General features: G+C 72.7%; 14 protein-coding genes. 1 reads left to right on the forward strand and 13 read right to left on the reverse strand.

Features of this window, described 5'->3' with window-relative positions; translation table 11 throughout:
• Positions 1 to 14 precede the first annotated feature (14 nt).
• Genes ABC304_RS06085 through ABC304_RS06115 form a run of 7 tightly spaced genes read right to left on the reverse strand, consistent with a single transcriptional unit; the run spans position 15 to position 7,027 of the window.
• The gene (locus tag ABC304_RS06085) at positions 15 to 773 is read right to left on the reverse strand and encodes an SDR family NAD(P)-dependent oxidoreductase (RefSeq protein WP_412929562.1); all 759 of its coding nucleotides are present in this window, start codon (positions 771 to 773) and stop codon (positions 15 to 17) included.
• An 8-nt stretch (positions 774 to 781) separates the two neighbouring features.
• A complete protein-coding gene (locus ABC304_RS06090) occupies positions 782 to 1,672 on the reverse strand; it encodes a phosphogluconate dehydrogenase C-terminal domain-containing protein (protein WP_412929563.1) in 891 nt (296 codons plus the stop codon).
• Entirely contained in the window at positions 1,669 to 2,463 is a 795-nt protein-coding gene (locus ABC304_RS06095; RefSeq protein ID WP_412929565.1) for a sugar phosphate isomerase/epimerase family protein, read from the reverse strand. Before ABC304_RS06095 ends, ABC304_RS06090 begins: the two co-directional genes overlap by 4 nt.
• Positions 2,460 to 3,368, reverse strand: coding sequence for a triose-phosphate isomerase family protein (locus ABC304_RS06100; protein WP_412929566.1), 909 nt, complete (start codon positions 3,366 to 3,368; stop codon positions 2,460 to 2,462). Before ABC304_RS06100 ends, ABC304_RS06095 begins: the two co-directional genes overlap by 4 nt.
• Positions 3,369 to 3,396: 28 nt before the next feature.
• Complete coding sequence (locus tag ABC304_RS06105; RefSeq protein ID WP_412929567.1) at positions 3,397 to 3,873, reverse strand: ribose-5-phosphate isomerase; 477 nt, start codon at positions 3,871 to 3,873, stop codon at positions 3,397 to 3,399.
• Positions 3,870 to 5,624, reverse strand: a complete 1,755-nt coding sequence (locus tag ABC304_RS06110; protein WP_412929568.1) for a dihydroxyacetone kinase family protein — start codon at positions 5,622 to 5,624, stop codon at positions 3,870 to 3,872. Before ABC304_RS06110 ends, ABC304_RS06105 begins: the two co-directional genes overlap by 4 nt.
• Positions 5,621 to 7,027, reverse strand: coding sequence for an MFS transporter (locus tag ABC304_RS06115; protein WP_412929569.1), 1,407 nt, complete (start codon positions 7,025 to 7,027; stop codon positions 5,621 to 5,623). Before ABC304_RS06115 ends, ABC304_RS06110 begins: the two co-directional genes overlap by 4 nt.
• Before the next feature lie 140 nt (positions 7,028 to 7,167).
• Here ABC304_RS06115 and ABC304_RS06120 point away from each other — a divergent pair, with 140 nt between their 5' ends.
• Positions 7,168 to 7,908, forward strand: coding sequence for a FadR/GntR family transcriptional regulator (locus ABC304_RS06120; RefSeq protein ID WP_412929570.1), 741 nt, complete (start codon positions 7,168 to 7,170; stop codon positions 7,906 to 7,908).
• Between the two features lie 14 nt (positions 7,909 to 7,922).
• Here the strand turns inward: ABC304_RS06120 and ABC304_RS06125 are convergent, their stop codons facing one another.
• The 6 genes from ABC304_RS06125 to ABC304_RS06150 all read right to left on the reverse strand — a co-directional run bounded on the left by ABC304_RS06125 (position 7,923) and on the right by ABC304_RS06150 (position 18,439).
• Complete coding sequence (locus ABC304_RS06125) at positions 7,923 to 8,492, reverse strand: dihydrofolate reductase family protein (protein WP_412929573.1); 570 nt, start codon at positions 8,490 to 8,492, stop codon at positions 7,923 to 7,925.
• 52 nt (positions 8,493 to 8,544) lie between these two features.
• A complete protein-coding gene (locus tag ABC304_RS06130) occupies positions 8,545 to 10,332 on the reverse strand; it encodes a DUF5605 domain-containing protein (RefSeq protein WP_412929575.1) in 1,788 nt (595 codons plus the stop codon).
• A gap of 63 nt (positions 10,333 to 10,395) precedes the next feature.
• Positions 10,396 to 13,227: a family 78 glycoside hydrolase catalytic domain gene (locus ABC304_RS06135; protein ID WP_412929577.1), complete on the reverse strand. Its 2,832-nt coding sequence runs from the start codon at positions 13,225 to 13,227 to the stop codon at positions 10,396 to 10,398.
• Positions 13,224 to 14,732: a glycoside hydrolase family 43 protein gene (locus tag ABC304_RS06140; RefSeq protein WP_412929580.1), complete on the reverse strand. Its 1,509-nt coding sequence runs from the start codon at positions 14,730 to 14,732 to the stop codon at positions 13,224 to 13,226. Before ABC304_RS06140 ends, ABC304_RS06135 begins: the two co-directional genes overlap by 4 nt.
• 67 nt (positions 14,733 to 14,799) lie before the next feature.
• Positions 14,800 to 15,930 (reverse strand): serine hydrolase domain-containing protein, encoded by a 1,131-nt coding sequence (locus ABC304_RS06145; RefSeq protein WP_412929582.1) that lies wholly within the window; start codon positions 15,928 to 15,930, stop codon positions 14,800 to 14,802.
• 55 nt (positions 15,931 to 15,985) lie between these two features.
• Positions 15,986 to 18,439, reverse strand: coding sequence for a beta-glucosidase family protein (locus ABC304_RS06150; protein ID WP_412932848.1), 2,454 nt, complete (start codon positions 18,437 to 18,439; stop codon positions 15,986 to 15,988).
• Between the last annotated feature and the right edge of the window lie 3 nt (positions 18,440 to 18,442).

Genomic DNA, 18,442 nt, shown 5'->3' on the forward strand with positions numbered 1-18,442 from the left:
CCGGCGAGAGCGGCTCACAGCGTGGTCATCCCGCCGTCCACGGCGAACAGCGCGCCGGTCGCGAAGGCCCCGTCGTCGCTCGCGAGGAAGACCATGATGCCCTCGACGTCGCGCGGCGTGCCGGGGCGCCCGAGCGGGATGCGCCCCACGATCGCCGCACGGGAGGCGGGGTCATCCGAGATCGCGGTCACCAGCGACGTCTCGGTGTAGCCCGGAACGACCGTGTTCACGCGGATCCGGTCGGCGGCGTAGGCCGCCGCGACGGTGCGCGTCAGGCCGTGGATGCCGGCCTTCGTCGCGCTGTAGGCGGTGAAGTCCTGCCCCTCGCCGTTCAGCCCGGTCGGGCTGCCGGTCAGGATGATGGATCCGCCGCCGATCGTGAGCAGCCCCCGCACCGCGTGCTTGACGGTGAGGAACGTCCCCGTGAGGTTCACGTCGACGGTGCGCTTCCAGACCTCGAGGTCGAGGTCGGCCGCCTTCGCGTCCTGGCCGAACAGCTGCACGCCGGCGTTGGCGACGACGACGTCGGGCGTCCACTGCTCCGCGGCGAGCTCGGCGAAGGCCGCCTCGACCGACCGCTCGTCGGAGATGTCCATCACCGCGACGCGCGCGACGTCGGCGCCGATCTCCGCCACGGCGTCGATGGCCGCCGCCTCATCGCGGTCGGCCACGATGACGCGCGCGCCCTCGCGGGCGAAGCGCGCGGCCACCGCGTAGCCGATCCCGGTGGCGGCGCCCGTGACGAGCGCCGTCTTGCCCTGCAGTCTGGTCATGCCGGTCCTCAGCGCTCGATGTGGTCGAGGTGCAGCATCCGCGCGAGGTTCTTGTCGAGCTCGTCGTCGCGGAAGATCTTCTTCCAGTCGTCCTTGATGATGCTCTCGCGACCGTAGTCCATCGCGATCAGGCACGCGTCGCTGAACGGGTTGTCGCCGCGGAGGCCGTTGGCCAGGGCGACCTGCGTGTGACCGTACAGGATGCTGCGGGCCGCGGCCTCGGGGACGCCCATCGTGTTGATGGTCTCCTCGAGCGCCTCGTTGAGGAGGGCGCCGATCATGCAGGCGACCGTCTCGACCAGCGTCGGCTCGAGCTGCGCGAGCTGCTTGATCGTGACGAAATGCACGTCGATGACCGGCGCGTAGATCGCGCGCACCGTGGCTTCGACGATCGCGGCCTTGGCCGGGTCGTCGCTCTCGATGGCGGCGATCGCGTCCTGCGGCGCGGCGATGCCGCCGAAGGTGTCGGCCCACTCCTCGGGGCTCTGGCGCTGCAGGAAGATCGACGGGTGGCACGGGTGCGCCACGGCGCGGATGACGTCGTCGCGGTCGGTGAGCAGTCCGGCGTAGGCGGCGGCGGGATCGAGGGTGAGCGCGATCGCGCCCGACTTCATCTGCGGCACGAGGTCGGCCGTGACCGGGCCGAGGGCGAGGTCGGGCACCGCGAAGACCACGATGTCGGCGTCGGCGACGGCGGTCGCCGCATCCGTCAGCTCGCGGCCGGCGTCGATCGTGCGCTGCTGGCCGGCGGGGGAGTTCTCGACGTACCAGGCGGTGTGCGCGGTCTTGTCGAGGTTGTTCGACACGCGCATGCCCATCTTGCCGCCCGCGCCGATGACGGCGATCTTGTAGGACTCGGTCGCCGCCTCGGCGGCGGTGCTCGTCGACGTGTCGGTCATGGTGTGCTCCTCAGGTATTCGATGGTGGCGCGGGTCCAGTCCCGCTCGGTGCGGATGGTGGTCTCGGGGTCTCCCTGCCAGGAGAGCCAGTGCTCGACGATCTCGTTCACGCCGCGCTCGCGCGGGCGGACGGTCTCGAGCAGGTGCGGATAGTCGTGCAGTCCCTCGCCCATGACGGCGCCGCCGTAGGTGAACCCGACCCAGCCGGGCTGACGCGCGAAGGCGAAGTCCTTCACGTGCACGTTCTTCACGTGCGGCGCGGTGAGCTCGACGCAGTCACGGGGGAGCTCGACCCGCGCGACGACGTTCGCCGGGTCGAGGCAGACACCGAGATGGTCGTCACCGACCCGCTCGATGAGGGCGATCAGGTCGGACGTCGCGACCTGCTCGTACGTCTCCAGCGCGAGCGTGACACCGGATGCCGCATACCCCCCGATCGCGGAGCGCAGCTGCTCCTCGGCCTCGGCGAGGGTGGGGCGGCTGTCGGGCCCGTAGAGCATGGAGCGCACGAGTCGGGCGTCGAAGATGTCGGCGAGACGGAGGAAGCGCTCGAGGCGCTCGGGCTCGATGCCCTTGGTGCCGAGCTCGATGGTGAGGCCGAGGTCGCGGGCGGCGGCCGCGGCATCCGTCAGCTCGCGGTCGTCCATGGTCTCGAGCGGCGCGTAGTCGCAGATCTGGAAGAGCTCGACGTCGAGGGCGCGCGTGGCCTCGAAGGCGCCGCGCAGCGACAGCGGCTCCGGCACCCCGTCGGAGTGCTGCCAGAAGAAGGCGTAGGTGCCGAGGCCGATCATGCCGCCCCTCCCTCTGCCCCGCGCTCTACCCCGCGAGACTGCAGCGGGTCGGCGAGACCGTGGGCTTTCCCCGACGTTTCGCCGCGCTGCTGCAGTCTCGCGGTCCGGGCGCGGGCGGTCCGGGTGCGGGAGGTGCGGGTGGCGGCGGCGGATGCCTCGTCCAGCACCGCGACGAGGGCGTCGGGGTCGTGCGCGAAGCGGCCGAGGAAGAGCCCGTCGACGGCGTCGCCGAGTCGCGTCAGGAGGCCGGGGCCGGCACTGCCGCCGTAGATGACGGTGGATCCGTCGCGGGCGGGATCCGCGTCGAGGGCGTCGCGGAGCGCGCGGGTGACGACGGAGATGTGCGCGTCGGGCGCCGGCTCTGCGGCGCCGATCGCCCAGACCGGCTCGTACGCGACGATGACGGGTCCGGCGGGCGCTCCGTCGAGGTCGGCCTGCAGCTGGTGGAGGTTCGCGCGAGCGGCGGCCGCGGCATCCATCCGGTCCTCCTCGCCGATGCACAGCACCGGCGTGATCCCCTCGGACAGGGCCGCCGAGGCCTTCGCGGCGGTGTCGGCGTCGGTCTCGCCGAACAGTCGGCGTCGTTCGGCATGTCCGATCTCGGCGACGCGCACGCCGATCTCGGCGAGCTCGGCCGCGGTGACCTCGCCGGTGAACGCGCCGGGCGGGTGCGCGGAGACGTCCTGGGCGCCGACGAGCACCGGGGTGCCGGCGAACGCGGCGAGGGCTGCCGGGATCTGCAGGTACGAGGGGATGACGAACAGGCGCACGCGTCCGTCGGCGATCGCCGGCAGTGCCGCGACGCGCGCCGCGACATCGCCGCACCACGACGTCGCCCGGGCATGCGTGAAGTACGCCTTGAGGGAGACGCCCACCGTGATCGGGGCGGTCGAGGGGGTACTCATGCGGGTGCCGTTCTGCAGGGTGGCGGGGTCAGCAGGACCCGGTGGCCTCGTATTGGCCGATGACCGCGACCTTCTCGGCCGACGCCGAGGAGGTGTCGAAGCGGTAGGTCAGCCACTCCTTCGCGAGGCGACGGGCGAGCTCGATGCCGACCACGCGCTGGCCCATGCACAGCACCTGGGCGTCGTTGGAGAGTACAGCGCGCTCGACGCTGAAGGAGTCGTGGGCGGTCACGGCGCGGATGCCGACCACCTTGTTCGCCGCGATCGCGACGCCCAGCCCGGTGCCGCAGATGAGGATCGCACGATCGGCCTCGCCGGCGGCGACGCGCTCGGCCGCGGCGATCGCGACCTTCGGGTAGGCGGTGTGGCCGTCCGCGTCCACGCCCACGTCGATGACGGAGGCCACGCCGGGGTTGGCCTCGAGATCCTTCTTGATGATCTCCTTGTACTCGAAGCCGGCGTCGTCGCAGCCGATGACGAGGCGGAGGGGCTGGGGATCGGTCATGGGGTGGGTCCTTCCGAGGAGGCGGTCGAGTCGGCCAGGATGCAGCCGACGGCGGTCACGAGGAGCGCGAGGCTGATGGCGCCGGGGTCGGGCGTGCCGACGGCGTGCTCGCCGTGCGTGCGTGCGCGGCCCTTGCGGGGGAGCAGGCCGGCGGTGGCCTGTGCGGCGTCCGTGGCGGCGACGGCGGCGGACTTCCATGCGTCGGCGAGACCGGCGCCCCCGTCCACGCCGCGCGTGAGCGTCTCGGAGAACGGGATGAGCGCGTCGACCAGGGTCTTGTCGCCGAGTTCGGCCTTGCCGTAATCGGTGACGCCGCGCGAGCCCGCCGCCACGCCGGCGGCGACGGCCGCGGCATCCGGGGTTCCCGTGTCGCCGAGTTCTGCGGCGACGGCGCGGAGGATGACGCCCCACAGGGCGCCCGACGTGCCGCCGGCCTTGTCGGCCCATGCGTCGGCGGCGCGGGTCAGCGTCGTCTGCGCACCGGCGCCGGCGTCAGCGGCGCGACGTGCGGCGCGCAGCGCCGCGGTCGACCCGCGCTGCATGCCGATGCCGTGGTCTCCGTCGCCCGCGACGGAGTCGAGGCGCCCCAGCTCGTCGACGTTCTCGTCGACCGTGGCGGCGAGGGCCGCGACGGCGGCGACGACCGTCGCGGCGGAGGCGCGGGAGGCGTCGTCGGCCTCGGGCACCGCCACCTCGGCGTCGTCGGCGCGGTAGGCCGCGGCATCCACCCGCTCCTGGGGCGCGACGGAGCCGCGACGGTAGGCGGGGGTGTTGACCGGGGTCTCCCAGAGGGTCTCGAGCTCGTCGTCCAGCCAGAAGAGGGTGAGCGAGGTGCCGGCCATGTCGAAGCTCGTGCAGTACTCGCCGACGTGCGGGTCGACCACGACGATGCCCGCGTCCGCGAGCAGCACGGCGATGCGCCGGTAGACGACGAACATCTCCTCGTACTTGAGCGACCCGAGGCCGTTCAGGACGGGGATGACGCGGGCTCCGGCCGCCGACTCGACACCTTCGGGCAGCTCGGAGAGCAGGCGCTCGACGAGCATCTCGGCGAGGCCGTCGGCGGTCGGGACGTCGGCCTCGTCGATGCCGGGCTCGCCGTGGATGCCGAGCCCGATGGCCATGCGCCCGGCCGGGACGGAGAAGAGCGGGTCGGCGGCGCCGGGCAGGGTGCAGCCGGTGAAGGCGACGCCGAACGAGCGGGTGCGCTCGTTGGCCTTCTGTGCCACGGCCACGACGGCGTCGAGGTCGTAGCCGGCCTCTGCGGCGGCGCCGGCGATGCGGAAGACGGTGAGGTCGCCCGCGATGCCGCGGCGGCGGTCCTTCTCGGACACGGGCGCCGAGGCGACGTCGTCGGTCACGACGACGGTCTGAGCGGGGATGCCCTCGGCGCGGAGCTGGTCCTGCGCGGCGTCGAAGTTGAGCACGTCGCCGGCGTAGTTGCCGTAGGTGAAGAACACCCCGCCGCGGTTGTCGGCCGCGGCGGCGACGGCGTGCACCTGATGGGTCGAGGGCGAGGCGAACAGATTGCCCATCGCCGCGCCGTGCGCGAGCCCCGGACCGACCAGTCCGCCGAAGGCGGGGTAGTGGCCCGAGCCGCCGCCGACCACGACGGCGACCTGCCCGGCGGGCGATGCGGTCGAGCGCACCACTCCGCCGGTCACGCGGCGGACGTAGCGGCCGTTGGCGGCAACGAACCCCTCGATCATCTCGTCGGCGAAGTCCGCCGGCGCGTTCCAGAGGCGGGTCATCGGCGCGATCCGGGCTTCTGGACCGTGGATGCTGCGGCAGCGGCATCCGGGGTCGGCGTCGTCAGCTCGACGGCCACCGGCTCGATGCGCTTGCTGCGGGCGAGGAGCACCATGAGCACCGCGGAGACGAGCATGACGAAGCCGACGATCATCATCGGCACCTCGTAGCCGCCGGTCGCGTCGTGCACGGCGCCGGTGATGTACGGGGCGGAGAAGCCCGCCAGGTTGCCGACCGTGTTGATCAGGGCGACGCCGGCGGCGGCCGCGGCACCCGTGAGGAAGCGGGTGGGCAGCGTCCAGAAGTTCGGCAGGGCGGCGAAGATCGCGCAGGCCGTGATGGTGATGACGGCGATGGTGGCCGCCGGCGAGCCCGCGAACAGCGCCAGAGGGATCGTGACGGCGCCCACGACCGCCGGGACGGCGATGTGCCAGGTCTTGAGGCCCCGGCGCGAGGCGTCGCGCGACCAGAAGTACATGACGATGGCGGCCGGCAGGTAGGGGATCGCGGTGATGAGACCCTTCTGCAGCACATCGAACGAGGTGCCCGCGCTCTGCTGGAAGCCCTCGATGATCGTGGGAAGGAAGAACGCCAGCGCGTACAGGCCGTAGATGAAGCCGAAGTAGATGAAGGACAGCACCCACACGCGGCCGCTCTTGAAGGCGAAGCGCGCCGAGACGTGCTTCTCGTTGCCGCCGGTCGCCGAGCGCTCCTTCTGGAGGGCGTCGGTGAGCCAGACCTGCTCGTCGCGGGTCAGCCACTTCGCGTCGGCCGGCTTGTCCTTGAGGTAGAACCACGCGATCACGCCCACGACGATCGCGGGGATCGCGACGCCGAGGAACATGAAGCGCCAGCCCTCGAGGCCGAAGAACACGCCGTGCTGCTGGATGAGCGCGCCGGCGAGAGGGGCGCCGACCACGGTCGTGAGGGGCTGCGCCAAGTAGAAGAGCATCAGCACGCGGCCGCGGTACTGCGCCGGCACCCACAGGCTCAGGAAGAGGATGGCGCCCGGGAAGAAGCCGGCCTCGGCGACGCCGAGGAGGAAGCGCAGCACGACGAGCTGCTCGAAGTTGCCCACCCACGTGAACAGCAGGGCCACGATGCCCCACGACACCATGATGCGGGCGAGCCAGCGGCGGGCGCCGAAGCGGTGCAGGGCCAGGTTGGAGGGGACCTCCAGCAGGATGTAGCCGACGAAGAAGACGCCCGAGGCGAAGCCGAACTGCGCCGCGCTCAGCGCCAGGTCGGTGTTCATGCCGTTGGGGGCGGCGAATCCGATGGCGGTGCGGTCGAGGTAGTTGATGAAGAACATCAGCGCCACGAACGGCACGAGCCGGATCGAGACCTTCCGGATGGCGGACCGCGCGACGTCCGGCGCAGCGGTCTGGGAGGGGGACGTGTCCACGATGACTCCGATTTCGATCGACGTTGATTCGCGACGATGAAGCTCGGCGTCGCAGTCCCATTGTGGCAAACCGGTTGACCAATTACAAGATATCCGGTTGACCAATTTACGAGTGGTCGCACGCGCGCTACCGTGGTGCCATGCCCGCCTACCCCGGTGACGACGCCGGCGACATCGCCGCCGCGCTCGGCGCACTGCCCAGCGGGACGCCGGTGTCCGAAGTCGCCCGCAAGCTTATGGATCTCTTCACCGGCGGCTCCATCGCGCCCGGCACCCGGCTTCCTCCGGAGCGACAGCTGGCATCGACCCTCGGCGTCGGCCGCTCCGCCGTGAGGGAGGCGCTGGCCGCTCTGGAGATCCTCGGCATCGTCGACGTCCGCCCGGGGTCGGGGACCTACCTGCGCGGGACGGCGAGCGAGCTGCTGCCGCAGACCCTGCGGTGGGGACTGCTGATCGGGGAGCGCAACACGGCGGAGCTCCTCGAACTGCGTTCCGGTCTGGAGATCTACGTCGCGCGTCTCGCGGCTGCGCGCGCAACCGAGGCGGACCGGGCGCGGATCGCGGCTCGCCTCGACGACATGCGCGCGCAGCTGGGCGACCTCGCGGCTTTCGCGCGCGCCGACCTCGAGTTCCATCACACCCTCGCCGAGGCCGCCGGCAACAAGGTCCTCATCGACCAGCTGCAGGTGGTGCGCTCGCTCCTGCGGGTGTACGCGGACCGTGCCGTGCGTGACGAGGCCGAGGCGCGGTCCGCCATCGCGGAGCACGACGCCATCCATCGCACCGTCGTGGAGGGGGATCCGGATGCCGCGGCCTCCGCGATGGCGACGCACATGGCCACCGCGTCGGCCCGCCTGTCGGCGGACGCCGCCGTCGGCTGAAGCAGACGGACGGATCAGCCCGCGGCGTACTCCTCGATCACCACGCCCGAGGCGAAGGGCCGCGTGCGCGTCGGGGTGAACGCCCGGGCCTCGAAGGGGGCGTCGCCGAAGAGCGGTATGCCGGATCCGAACACGAACGGATTGCGCTTGAGCACCAGCCGGTCGATCTCCGGAAGCAGCGCGCCGGCCAGGCTGCCGCCGCCGCACAGCCAGATGTCGAGACCGCCCTCCTCCTTGAGGCCTCGGACCGTCGCCCGAGGATCCGCCGTGACGGTGATGGCGGGGTCGACGTCGCGCGTCCGGCGGCTCGCGACGACCTGGCGGAGATGCGGGTAGGGACTGGGGATGCCGGCCGCCAGCGCCGGGGTCAGCGTGTTCCAGCCCATGATGACGGTGTCGAAGAGCGTCCGCGGTGGCTCGATGCCGAGCGCCGCGTGGGCGTGGACGGGGAGCGCGTCGGCGTACTCGCCGTAGACGACGGCGCCGTGATCCCCCTCGGCGAGGAAGGCGTCGAAGCCGCCGTCCGGATCGGCGATGAAGCCGTCCAGGCTGACGGCCACGTAGTAGACCAGCTCTCGTGTCATGGGTTCTCCTCCCTGCCGGGAGCCTATCGAGGGCGCCGAGTGGCCACCCGGCTCAGTCGCCGACGCGGGTGAGCCGCACCGCCATGAACTGCCGGCCGGGCAGCTCCACGCGCACGGTGCCGCGGTGGGTGCCGCCGACGCGGTCGACCGTCATGTTCCAGGTGTCGATGACCTCGAGCGCCCATTCGCCGTCGGCGAGGATCAGGTTGCGGAAGCGCGGCCGGTTGAAGCCGAAGTAGCCGACCCGCAGCATCCCCTCGACCCCTCCCCAGGGGACGTCCCAGTCCGACGTCAGCGGATCCCACACGCCCTCGGGCGCCTCGGCCTGCAGCTTCTCGAGGAAGGCGATGCGGTCGGGGGAGGAGCCGTGCAGCACTCCGCCCTTCGCCCACCACAGCACCTCCGGGTCGTCGCCGAACCCGGCGTCCACCGCCCCGCCGTCCGCGGCGGGAAGGTACGTCTCGCCGTGGCCGACATACCCGCCGCGCACCGCGCCCTCCCAGAAGCGGCGCACCATCTCCTCGCCGGTGATGTTGCCCCAGCCCTGGTCGATGTCACCCTCGTAGGCGCACTCGTCGATGACCACGGGCTTGCCCCAGCGCTCGCGCCACTCGTCGGTGTTCTCGGCGGTGCGGTAGACGTCGACGCGCTGGATCGACACGTGCGTGATCCACGGACGGGTGTAGTCGTAGAACGGCCGGCAGTTGTGGATCGAGTTGAGGTGCCCGAACGGGTCCTCCGCGCCGACGACCGCCGCGAGGCGCTCCCAGTCGGGCTCGTCCTTGCTCCACAGGAGGTCGTACTCGTTGGCCATCGACCACCACACATTGGAGAACGCGGCCAGGCGGCGCACGACGTAGCGCAGGTAGCGCTCGTCGACGGCGGGCCCGAGGTCGGCGAACCCCCACCGGTCGTAGGCGTGGAAGAGGATCAGATCGGCCTGGATGCCGCGCTCGGCCAGCTGCGCGATGCGCTGCTCGAGACGGCGGAAGTGAGCCGGATCGAAGCGCTCCAGATCGAAGCCGTCCGCCAGCGAGCCCGGGAAGACGAAGTCCTCCGGCTCGTTCTGGTTGAACAGGTAGGACTTCGGGAACAGGCACATGCGGATCTTCGAGAACGGCGCCTCCGCCAGGGTCGAGAGCGTCTGCTCCTGCAGGGCGTCGGGCTGGTGCGTCCACGCGTAGGCGGTGGTGCCCAGCGGGCGGTGCCGTGTGCCGTCGGCATGGCGGAAGTGCAGGCCGTCGACGCGCACCGGGCCGTGCGCACCCTCCCGCGCCCCCGTCACGGTGAACGAGCCGGAGACGCCGTCCAAGGACCGCGCCGTGGAGCGCGTCGTGAACGTCCACTCGCCCTCCGCATCGGCGAGCACCCGCACGAGGTACCGCCCGTCGCCGTCGTAGAACCCGCCCATCCGCAGCTCGCTCCCGTCGGGGCGGGTGACCAGCGCGTCGAGCTCGACGTCGACGAAGGGATTGCCGTGCGACGGCCCCGCGAGGCGCACGTCGGCGACATCCCAGAGCGGCGTCGGCTCCGGCGCGGCGACCGACGCCGAGCCGCGTTCGACCGACGCGTCCTCGTACGACGGGTCGGGCTCGATCGCGGGCGCGTACGGCGGTCGCGGGTCCGCCCCCTCGCCGAGCTCCGCCAGCGACGCCCAGAGGCGTTCGCGCTCGGCGGCGTCCGAGAGCGACGGCACGAACCCGACCAGCTGGCCGAGCCGCCCGTTGCGGAACTGCGTGGCCATCGGCGAGGCCGCGATGCCGGGCATGTACCGCTCGAGCACCGCCCGGGCGGCGGGGTGGTCGAGGGCTTCGCCGAAGGTGGAGGCGCGGTCGAACATGGAGGACCTTTCGGGTTCAGGGGCGGTGGGCCGCGGGCTTCAGGACACGCGGCCGCGCTGGTTTCAGGACGCGGTGGCCGTGCGGATGGCCTCGTCGACGCGGGCGAGCACGTGCGGCGGGGTGAACATGAGGGCGGCCGCGACGGGGCGACCCGACCCCCAGAGGGTGTCGGCGCGCACGGCGTCGACGCGGTCGGGCGCGACCTCGGCGAGCGTCGCGAGCAGTGCGTCGTAGGCTCGGCGGTCGTCGATCACGTCGGCGAGCGAGGCGTCGAGCCCGTCGAGGGGCGGATGCTGCGGCTCCGGCGCTGCGCCGAACCGCCACTCGTGACGGCCCGAGCCGACGTGCTGCACAGGCTGGAGTGGAAGGGCGACCTCGGCGGTGGTGTTGGCCGGGACGGTCGCGCGGACGACGACGGTGTCGCCGTCGCGCTCCCACGCGACCGACGCTTCGCCGTAGGGGGTGAGGTGGCGCGCCGAGGCGGACGTCAGCCCGGACAGGGGCTGCGGCGCGATGCGCAGCGCGCGGTAGCCCGGTGCCGCCGGCGCGAGGCCGGCCACGGTGCGGTGCAGCCAGTCGGCCACGGCGCCCAGCGCGTAGTGGTTGAACGAGGTCATCTCTCCCGGGTTCACCGAGCCGTCGGGCAGCAGCGAGTCCCACCGCTCCCACACCGTCGTCGCGCCCATGGTGACGGGGTACAGCCACGAGGGGCACTCGGTCTGCATGAGCAGCCGCTCGGCGGCAGCAAGGTGTCCGCCCTTCGCGAGGGCGTCGGTGACGAGGGGCGTGCCGACGAAGCCGGTGCCGATGCGGTAGCCGCCCTCCCGCACGCGCGCCGACAGTCGCGCGGCGAGGCGGGCGCGCACGTCGGCGTCGTGCACGAGGTCGAACTCGAGCGCGAGCGCGTAGGCGGTCGGGGCGTCGCTCATCATGCGGCCCGCGGGCGTCACGTACTCCGCGACGAAGGCCTTCCGCGACCTCTCGGCGAGCGCGCCGTAGTGCTCCGCGTCGTCGTCGCGCCCGAGAAGGGCGGCCGCGTCCGCGACGATCCGCAGCGACCGGGCGAGGTACGCCGTCGCGACGATGTCGCCGTCGACTTTCGCCTGGCCGGGCTTGTCCGGCGGCGCCGACGGGTCCAGCCAGTCGCCGAGCTGCATCGATCCCGCCCACAGTCCGGAGTCCCCGGCCTCGGAGACGACCAGGTCGACCCATGAGGTCATGCTCGGATACTGCGCCTCGACGACGCCGAGGTCGCCGAAGCGCTCGTACAGCACCGAGGGCACCACGGTCGCGGCATCCCCCCAGGCGGCCGTCGCCCCGAGCGAGCCGAAGCTCGGCAGCGCGGCGGGGACGACGAGCGTCACATCGCCGCCGCGGCGCCCCTGCTCGAGCGCGAGGTCGCGCAGCCACGACGTCAGGAACCCGTCGCAGTCGTAGAGGAACGAGGCGGTGGGGGAGAAGACCTGCAGGTCGCCGGTCCATCCGAGCCGCTCGTCCCGCTGCGGGCAGTCGGTCGGGATCGACAGGAAGTTGCCCCGCATGCCCCACAGCACGTTGTCGTGCAGACGCGACAGCAGGGGGTCGGATGCCTCGAACCACCCCGTGCGCGTCATGTCGGTGTGCAGCACGACGGCCTCGACGTCGGCGGGGTCGAAGGCTCCCGGCCAGCCGTCGATGGAGGCGTAGCGGAAGCCGTAGAAGCTGAAGCGCGACTCGAGCACCTCCTCGCCGGTGCCGGCGAGGTCGAAGGTCGCCGTCGCGGCGGCGTTGCGGAGCGGGCGGATGCTGAGCTCGCCGTCCTCCAGCACCTCCGCGTGACGTGCGGTGAGCCGGGTGCCTGCCGGGCCGGTCACCCGGATCCGCAGGCGTCCGACCAGGTTCTGACCGAAGTCGAGGATGGTCGCTCCGGACGGCGAGGTCGTGACGTCGACCACGGGGAGGGTCTGGATGCGGCGGACCGGAGGGGCGATGCGGGCCTCCGGCACGGGGACCGTGTCGTAGTCCGGCCGGGCCGCGGGTCCGACGCGCACCGGATTCCAGCCCTCCACCGTGCCGCCGGGCGCCGACCAGCCGGGCAGCACCCGCCGCAGGTCCTGGTGCTCGCCCGGGTAGATGCCGCTGTCGACGACGGGACCGTCGCCGGTCGCCGTCCACGCGTCGCCCGTGGCGGCGATCGTGTCGACCGTCCCGTCCTCGAACGCGACGCGCAGCTGCGCCAGGAACGACGGCTGGTCGCCGTACAGGCGGTCGGTGAAGGTGAAGAAGCCGTACTTCTCGGTGTACCAGGCGCCGGCGACGGTCGCGCCGAGCACGTTGTCGCCCTGGCGGACGAGCCGCGTCACGTCGACCGTCTCGTGGACGAGCCGGTCGCGGTAGGCGGTCCAGCCGGGCGCCAGCACGTCCTCGGCCACGGGCTCGCCGTTGAGCTCGGGCTCGGCGACGCCGAGCGCCGTCCACAGCAGCAGCGCCGAGCGCACCGGACGGTCGAGGTGGAACGAGGTTCGCACCAGCGCCGGCTGCGCCGGCCGGTCGGGGTCGGCCAGCCCGATGGGCTCGGCCACCCACTCGCCCTCGGCGAGGAAGCCGGCGGCCACGCGCCGCGGCGCACTCCAGGCGGTCTGCGCACCCGACGTCGCGATCGCGCGCACCGTGACGTCGCGCTCCTCGCCCGCGGCGAGGGGCGCGAACGGCCAGGCGACCAGCGCGCTGTCCGGGCCGTCGAGCCGGACGGTGTCCCGCCCGTCGGAGAGCTCGGCCGACGCCTGGATCCAGCCGTCCGCCGCGTCCTCGACGGTCCACGTGAGACGTGGTGTCGGCGTCGCGACGAACACGGTGTCGTCCCGCAGCTCGGCGCGCAGCATCCCGATCACCGCGGTGTTCGTCGTCTCGGTCATTCGTCGTCTCCTTCGGTGGTCCAGCTGTCCACGATGATCTCGCCGCTCACGGCGTACACGCCGATCACCCGGCCGGTGAACGACTCGGTCGTCTCGGACGACAGGAAGCGTCCGTCGACCTCGCCGAGCTCGCGGCGCTCGCCGCCCGCCGTGACGGCGAGGGTGATCACGTCGCTCGTGCGGGGGAAGCCGCCGGATGCCGCGGGCGGGCTCGAGTCGATGTGCAGCTCGACGCGGCCCCCGGCGTAGGGCGTGCTCCACTCCTTCACGATGCCGGCCAGCGCGGCACGTCCCGTGAGCGCGCCGTTTCCTGCTTCGATCTCGACGTGGAAGCGCTCGTCGTAGCGCACGGCGAGTCCGCCCACGCCGGCGGAGGCGTCCAGGCCGACGGTCACCGCGGAACGGAGATGCTCCTGGCGGCGCCCGACGAATACGGGGCGCGGATCGTCGAGCGTCGCGCCCGTGCCGCGCAGCACGAGCGCACCGGGGTGCGAGTCGAGGTCGGCGTGGTCGGTCGGAAGGGAGCGGACGGCGATCCACTCGGCGTCGAGGGGTGCGTCGAAGATGACATCCGCGCGGGTGCCGGGGCGCGGGTTCAGCAGCACCGGGTCGATCGCGGGCCAGCCGTCGGACTCCCAGCGGACGGGGGTGACGAAGGTCTCGCGGCCGACGGCGGAGAAGGCGCGGGTCATGCTGCGGGGTCGCACACCCAGCAGCACGCAGAGCCAGTCCCCGTCGGGGCCGATCACCAGGTCGCCGTGGCCGGTGTTCTGCACGGGACGGATCGTGGAGCGGGCGGAGACCAGCGGGTTCTGCGGTGCGGTCTCGAACGGACCCTCGGGCGAGTCGCCGCGCGCGATGGAGATGCCGTGGCCACGCTCGGTGCCCCCCTCGGCGATCATCAGGTACCACCGGCCGTCCACCGCGTAGAGGTGCGGCGCCTCGGGGAACTGCCCGCCCGTGCCCGACCAGACCGAGCGCGGCTCCTCGAGCGCGCGGTGCGCGTCGAGGTCGACCCGCACCTGCTGGATGCCGAGGTGGGAGCCGACGCCCTCCCCGCTGAGGATGAGCCCGGAGAACGTGATGTAGACGGTGCCGTCCTCGTCCCACGCGATGTCGGGGTCGATGCCGTCGAGCGAGGCGGAGCCGTCGGCCTTCAGGATCAGGTCGCCGTCGCTCCACGGACCGGCGGCATCCGCGGCGGTGAAGTGCAGCATCCCGCGCCCCATCGCGTCGGTGACGACGAGGTGGAACACGCCGTCGCGGTGGCGGATGGTGGGCGCCCAGGCGCCGCCCGCCGTGGGCACCTCTTCGACGGCCAGCTGGCCGGGGCGGGTGGCGACGTGGCCGATCAGCTCCCAGGTCTCGAAGTCGGTCGACCGGTGGATCGGGATGCCGGGCAGGTACTCGAACGTCGAGGTCGCCAGGTAGAACTCGTCGCCGACGCGCACGACCGACGGGTCGGGGTGGAAGCCGCTGATGAGCGGGTTGAACAGCGTGGTCACGGGGAGCCTCGATCGTCGGGTGGGGCGCGGTGCGCGGGCGGGACGGATGCGCGAACGCGCGGGCGGGTCAGGAGCCGAAGATGCGGCCGATCTCGACCGCGAGGGCGAGCGCGCGGGGATCGGCGCCGCCCGGCCAGGGGCCGCGGGCGATCGTGTAGGCGAAGGCCACGCCCGTGTCGGGGTCGACGCAGGCGAGGGCGCCGGCGGCGCCATCGTGCCCGAACGCCCGCGGGCCGCCGAAGTGCAGCGCCGGCGTCGGCTTCTGGAAGACGACGCCATGAGCGCGGTGCGGCTGACCGAGCACCTCGTCGTAGCCGCTGACCTGCTGCAGGCCGACGACCTCGACGGTGTCGGGCGACAGCACGGGCGCGGCGCCGTCGACACCGGTCACCATCGCCGCGAACAGGCGCGCCAGACCCCGTGCCGAGCCCGTGCCCGACGCCCCGGCATGGCCGAAGCGCCAGCTGCGCTCATCGTTGGCGACATCGAGCTCCGGACCGGGGGACGACCAGACCAGCGGCATCAGCAGCGACGTGTAGCGCGGCGCGGAATCGATCTTGGGCCTGATCATCGGCAGCACGGGCACGCGGCGGGCGTCCTCGGACTCCGGGAGGCCGAGATAGAAGTCCACCGCGTGCGGGCGGCGGATCTCCTGCTCGTAGAAGTCCTGGAGCGTGCGGCCGGTGATGCGGAAGACGAGCTCCGCGCCGAGGTTGCCGATGGTGAGCGCGTGGTAGCCGAACGAGCTGCCGGGCTGCCACAGCGGCCGGCTGGCCGCGAGCCGGTCGGCGGCCGCGTGCGCATCGAGCAGCTCTGCCCACGTGAGGGCGGGCGTCGCCTGCGGCAGGCCGGCCTGGTGGGACAGCAGCTGCCGCACGGTGACCGCGCCCTTGTCCTTCGCCGCGAACTCCGGCCAGTACTGCGCGACGGGCGCGTCGAGGTCGACGAGCCCGCGCTCGAGCAGGAGGGCGATCGACAGGCCGAGCGTGTTCTTGCTCACCGAGTACGGCACCATCAGCGAGTCCCGGCTCAGGTGCGGACCGGTCCAGACGTCCAGCACCGGCCGTCCGCCGGCGAAGGCGGCCACCTGCACGGAGTATTCCGGATCCGCCGCGGCGAACCCCTCGATCTCGGCGACGACCGCGGCGAGGCGGTCGTCGGCGAAGCCGTCGACGTGAGCGGTCAGGGCATCGGACATGGGGGACCTTCCGGTGATCGGGGGGTGGAGCGCTGTGCGCAGTGGCGACCGGCGGTCAGTCGCCGACGCTCCACTCCATCGTGAGCGGAAGATCGGCCACGGAGGCCCCGGCGCGGAGGGTGAAGGCGCCGCCCTCGACCTGCCAGCCGTCGCTCCAGTGCGCGAAGCGCCGCGCGGGGAGGGGGATCGTCGCGGTGACGGTCTGCCCCGCCTCGGCCCGGACGGTCGCGAAGCCGACGAGCCAGCGCACCGGTCGCTCGACCGTGGAGTCCGCCCGCTCGGCGTAGACCTGTACGACCTGCTTGCCGGCACGCGCGCCGGTGTTGGCGAGCGTGACGTCGAGCGCATCGCCGTCACGCTGCACGGCGCCCCACGACCAGGTCGTGTAGCCGAGGCCGTGCCCGAACGGGAAGGCGGGCGCGGTGTCGGCGCGTAGCCACGCGCGATATCCGATGTGTATGCCCTCGGTGTAGGCCAGCACGCCGTCCTGCGGCGTGACGTCGGTGACCGGAACGTCCGCGAGTGCGGCGGGCCAGGTCGTGGGCAGGCGTCCGCCGGGCTCGGCGGCACCGGTCAGCACCGCCGCGACGGCGGAGCCGAACTCCTGCCCGCCGAAGTAGCCCTGGACGACGGCGGCGACATCGCCCGCCCACGGCAGCACCACGGGGGAGCCCGCGTTGACCACCACGATGGTCGGGGTGCCGGTGGCGGCGACGGCCCGCACCAGGTCGTCCTGGCGTCCGGGGAGGTCGAGGTCGACGCGGTCGTAGCCCTCGGACTCCACCTTCGAGTTCGTGCCGACGACGATAACAGCGACGTCGGCGGAGGCCGCGGCCGCCGCCGCGCGGGCGATCAGCTCGTCGGGATCGGTCTTCTCCGGGGCGATGCCGAGGGTGACGCTGAGCGCCCCGGCCAGGGGTCCGCCGGAGGACAGCGCGAACTCCGCGCGGAGGCGGAGCGGCCGGCCGGCCTCGGCCTGCACCGCGGCGGTCGACGACGGCGGGTTCAGGAAGGCGGCGCCGAGGTCGGTGCCCTCGATCTGCGGCGTCTCGGCGAGCATCTCGACGCCGTCGATCGACACGCGACCGGGGTTGGCGCCCGCGAAGCCGAGCTGGATCTCGCCGGTCTCGGCGGGCGTGTAGACCGTCTCGAGCACCACGGAGGAGCTCGCCGCGATCGGGGCGTCGCCGCCGAACCACACCAGTGCCGTCGAGCGGCGGTCTTCGGTGAAGAGCTCGGCTCCGTCCGCGTCGAAGAACGACACCCGCAGCCCGGGCTCGCCGGTCGCGGGGTTCTCCAGGTGCTCCAGCGGCAGCTCCGCGACGCCCTCCTGCACGACGGCGCCGATCTCGTACGAGACGGCCGCCTCGGGCAGCGCGGTGCGCAGCCCCTCCAGGGGCGATACGACGTGCTCGGGCAGCACGGTCGCGCTGCCCCCGCCCTGCGTGCGGGCCTCGAGCGCGTTGTGGCCGATCACCGCGACGGAGCGCAGGGTCGTCGCATCCAGGGGCAGGGTGCCGTCGTTCGTGAGCAGCACGGTGCCCTCGACGGCAGCCTCGCGGGTGAAGGCGACGCCGTCGACCGGGGCGGGCTCGACGCTCGGCGTGCCCTCGAGCGCGCCGACGCGCTCGGCCAGGAGCAGCATCCGGAGCACCTTGCGGTCGAGGTCCGTCTCGGAGACCCTGCCGTCGCGGACAGCCGCGACGAGGTCCCCCCACGCGGGAGCGGGACCGGGCATGGCGAGGTCCTGCGACGCGGCGACGGCGTCTAGGGAGCGCACCGCGGTCCAGTCGCTGACGACGACGCCGTCGAAGCCCCACTCGGAGTTCAGGGGTGTCTCGAGCAGGTCGTTCTCGGTCATGGTGACGCCGTCGACGGAGTTGTACGAGCTCATCACCGACCAGGTGCCGGCTTCGACGGCGCGCTCGAACGGCGCGAGGTAGAGCTCGCGCAGGGCGCGCTCGTCGACCCGGACGTCGACGGTGAAGCGGTCGGTCTCGGAGTCGTTCGCGACGTAGTGCTTCGGCGTCGCGGCGACGCCGTTGTCCTGCAGGCCGCGGACGTAGGCGGCGCCGAGCTCGGCGGTGAGCTCCGGGTCCTCGCTGAAGCACTCGAAGTGCCGGCCGCCGAGCGGCGAGCGGTGCAGGTTGATGGTGGGTCCGAGCACGACGTCCACGCCCTTGCGACGGGCTTCGGATGCTGCGGCCGCGCCGTAGCGGTAGGCGAGATCGATGTCCCACGAGGCCGCCAGGGCAGAGCCCGAGGGCAGGTTGAGCGAGGGCTCGCGCTCGTCCCATCGCGGGCCGCGCACGCCGGCCGGGCCGTCGGACAGGGTCATCGCCCGCACGCCGATCTCGGGGAGCGGCACGGTCGCCCAGAAGTCCGCGCCCTGCACGAAGGCGGCCTTCTGCTCGAGGGTCAGCTGCGCGAGGAGGGGCAGGAGGTGGGACGTCGCGTCGCTCGTGGCGACGGTCGATTCGGTGGTCACGGGGGTCCTTCCGGGGACAATGAG

It is taken from the genome of Microbacterium jepli (assembly GCF_047237905.1).
GTDB lineage: Bacteria > Actinomycetota > Actinomycetes > Actinomycetales > Microbacteriaceae > Microbacterium.

What these genes read in the sequence shown, in the direction of transcription:
- ABC304_RS06085 (WP_412929562.1), bottom strand. Translation starts at nt 773, where the DNA reads ATGACCAGACTGCAGGGCAAGACGGCGCTCGTCACGGGCGCCGCCACC.
- ABC304_RS06090 (WP_412929563.1), bottom strand. Translation starts at nt 1,672, where the DNA reads ATGACCGACACGTCGACGAGCACCGCCGCCGAGGCGGCGACCGAGTCC.
- ABC304_RS06095 (WP_412929565.1), bottom strand. Translation starts at nt 2,463, where the DNA reads ATGATCGGCCTCGGCACCTACGCCTTCTTCTGGCAGCACTCCGACGGG.
- ABC304_RS06100 (WP_412929566.1), bottom strand. Translation starts at nt 3,368, where the DNA reads ATGAGTACCCCCTCGACCGCCCCGATCACGGTGGGCGTCTCCCTCAAG.
- ABC304_RS06105 (WP_412929567.1), bottom strand. Translation starts at nt 3,873, where the DNA reads ATGACCGATCCCCAGCCCCTCCGCCTCGTCATCGGCTGCGACGACGCC.
- ABC304_RS06110 (WP_412929568.1), bottom strand. Translation starts at nt 5,624, where the DNA reads ATGACCCGCCTCTGGAACGCGCCGGCGGACTTCGCCGACGAGATGATC.
- ABC304_RS06120 (WP_412929570.1), top strand. Translation starts at nt 7,168, where the DNA reads ATGCCCGCCTACCCCGGTGACGACGCCGGCGACATCGCCGCCGCGCTC.
- ABC304_RS06125 (WP_412929573.1), bottom strand. Translation starts at nt 8,492, where the DNA reads ATGACACGAGAGCTGGTCTACTACGTGGCCGTCAGCCTGGACGGCTTC.
- ABC304_RS06130 (WP_412929575.1), bottom strand. Translation starts at nt 10,332, where the DNA reads ATGTTCGACCGCGCCTCCACCTTCGGCGAAGCCCTCGACCACCCCGCC.
- ABC304_RS06135 (WP_412929577.1), bottom strand. Translation starts at nt 13,227, where the DNA reads ATGACCGAGACGACGAACACCGCGGTGATCGGGATGCTGCGCGCCGAG.
- ABC304_RS06145 (WP_412929582.1), bottom strand. Translation starts at nt 15,930, where the DNA reads ATGTCCGATGCCCTGACCGCTCACGTCGACGGCTTCGCCGACGACCGC.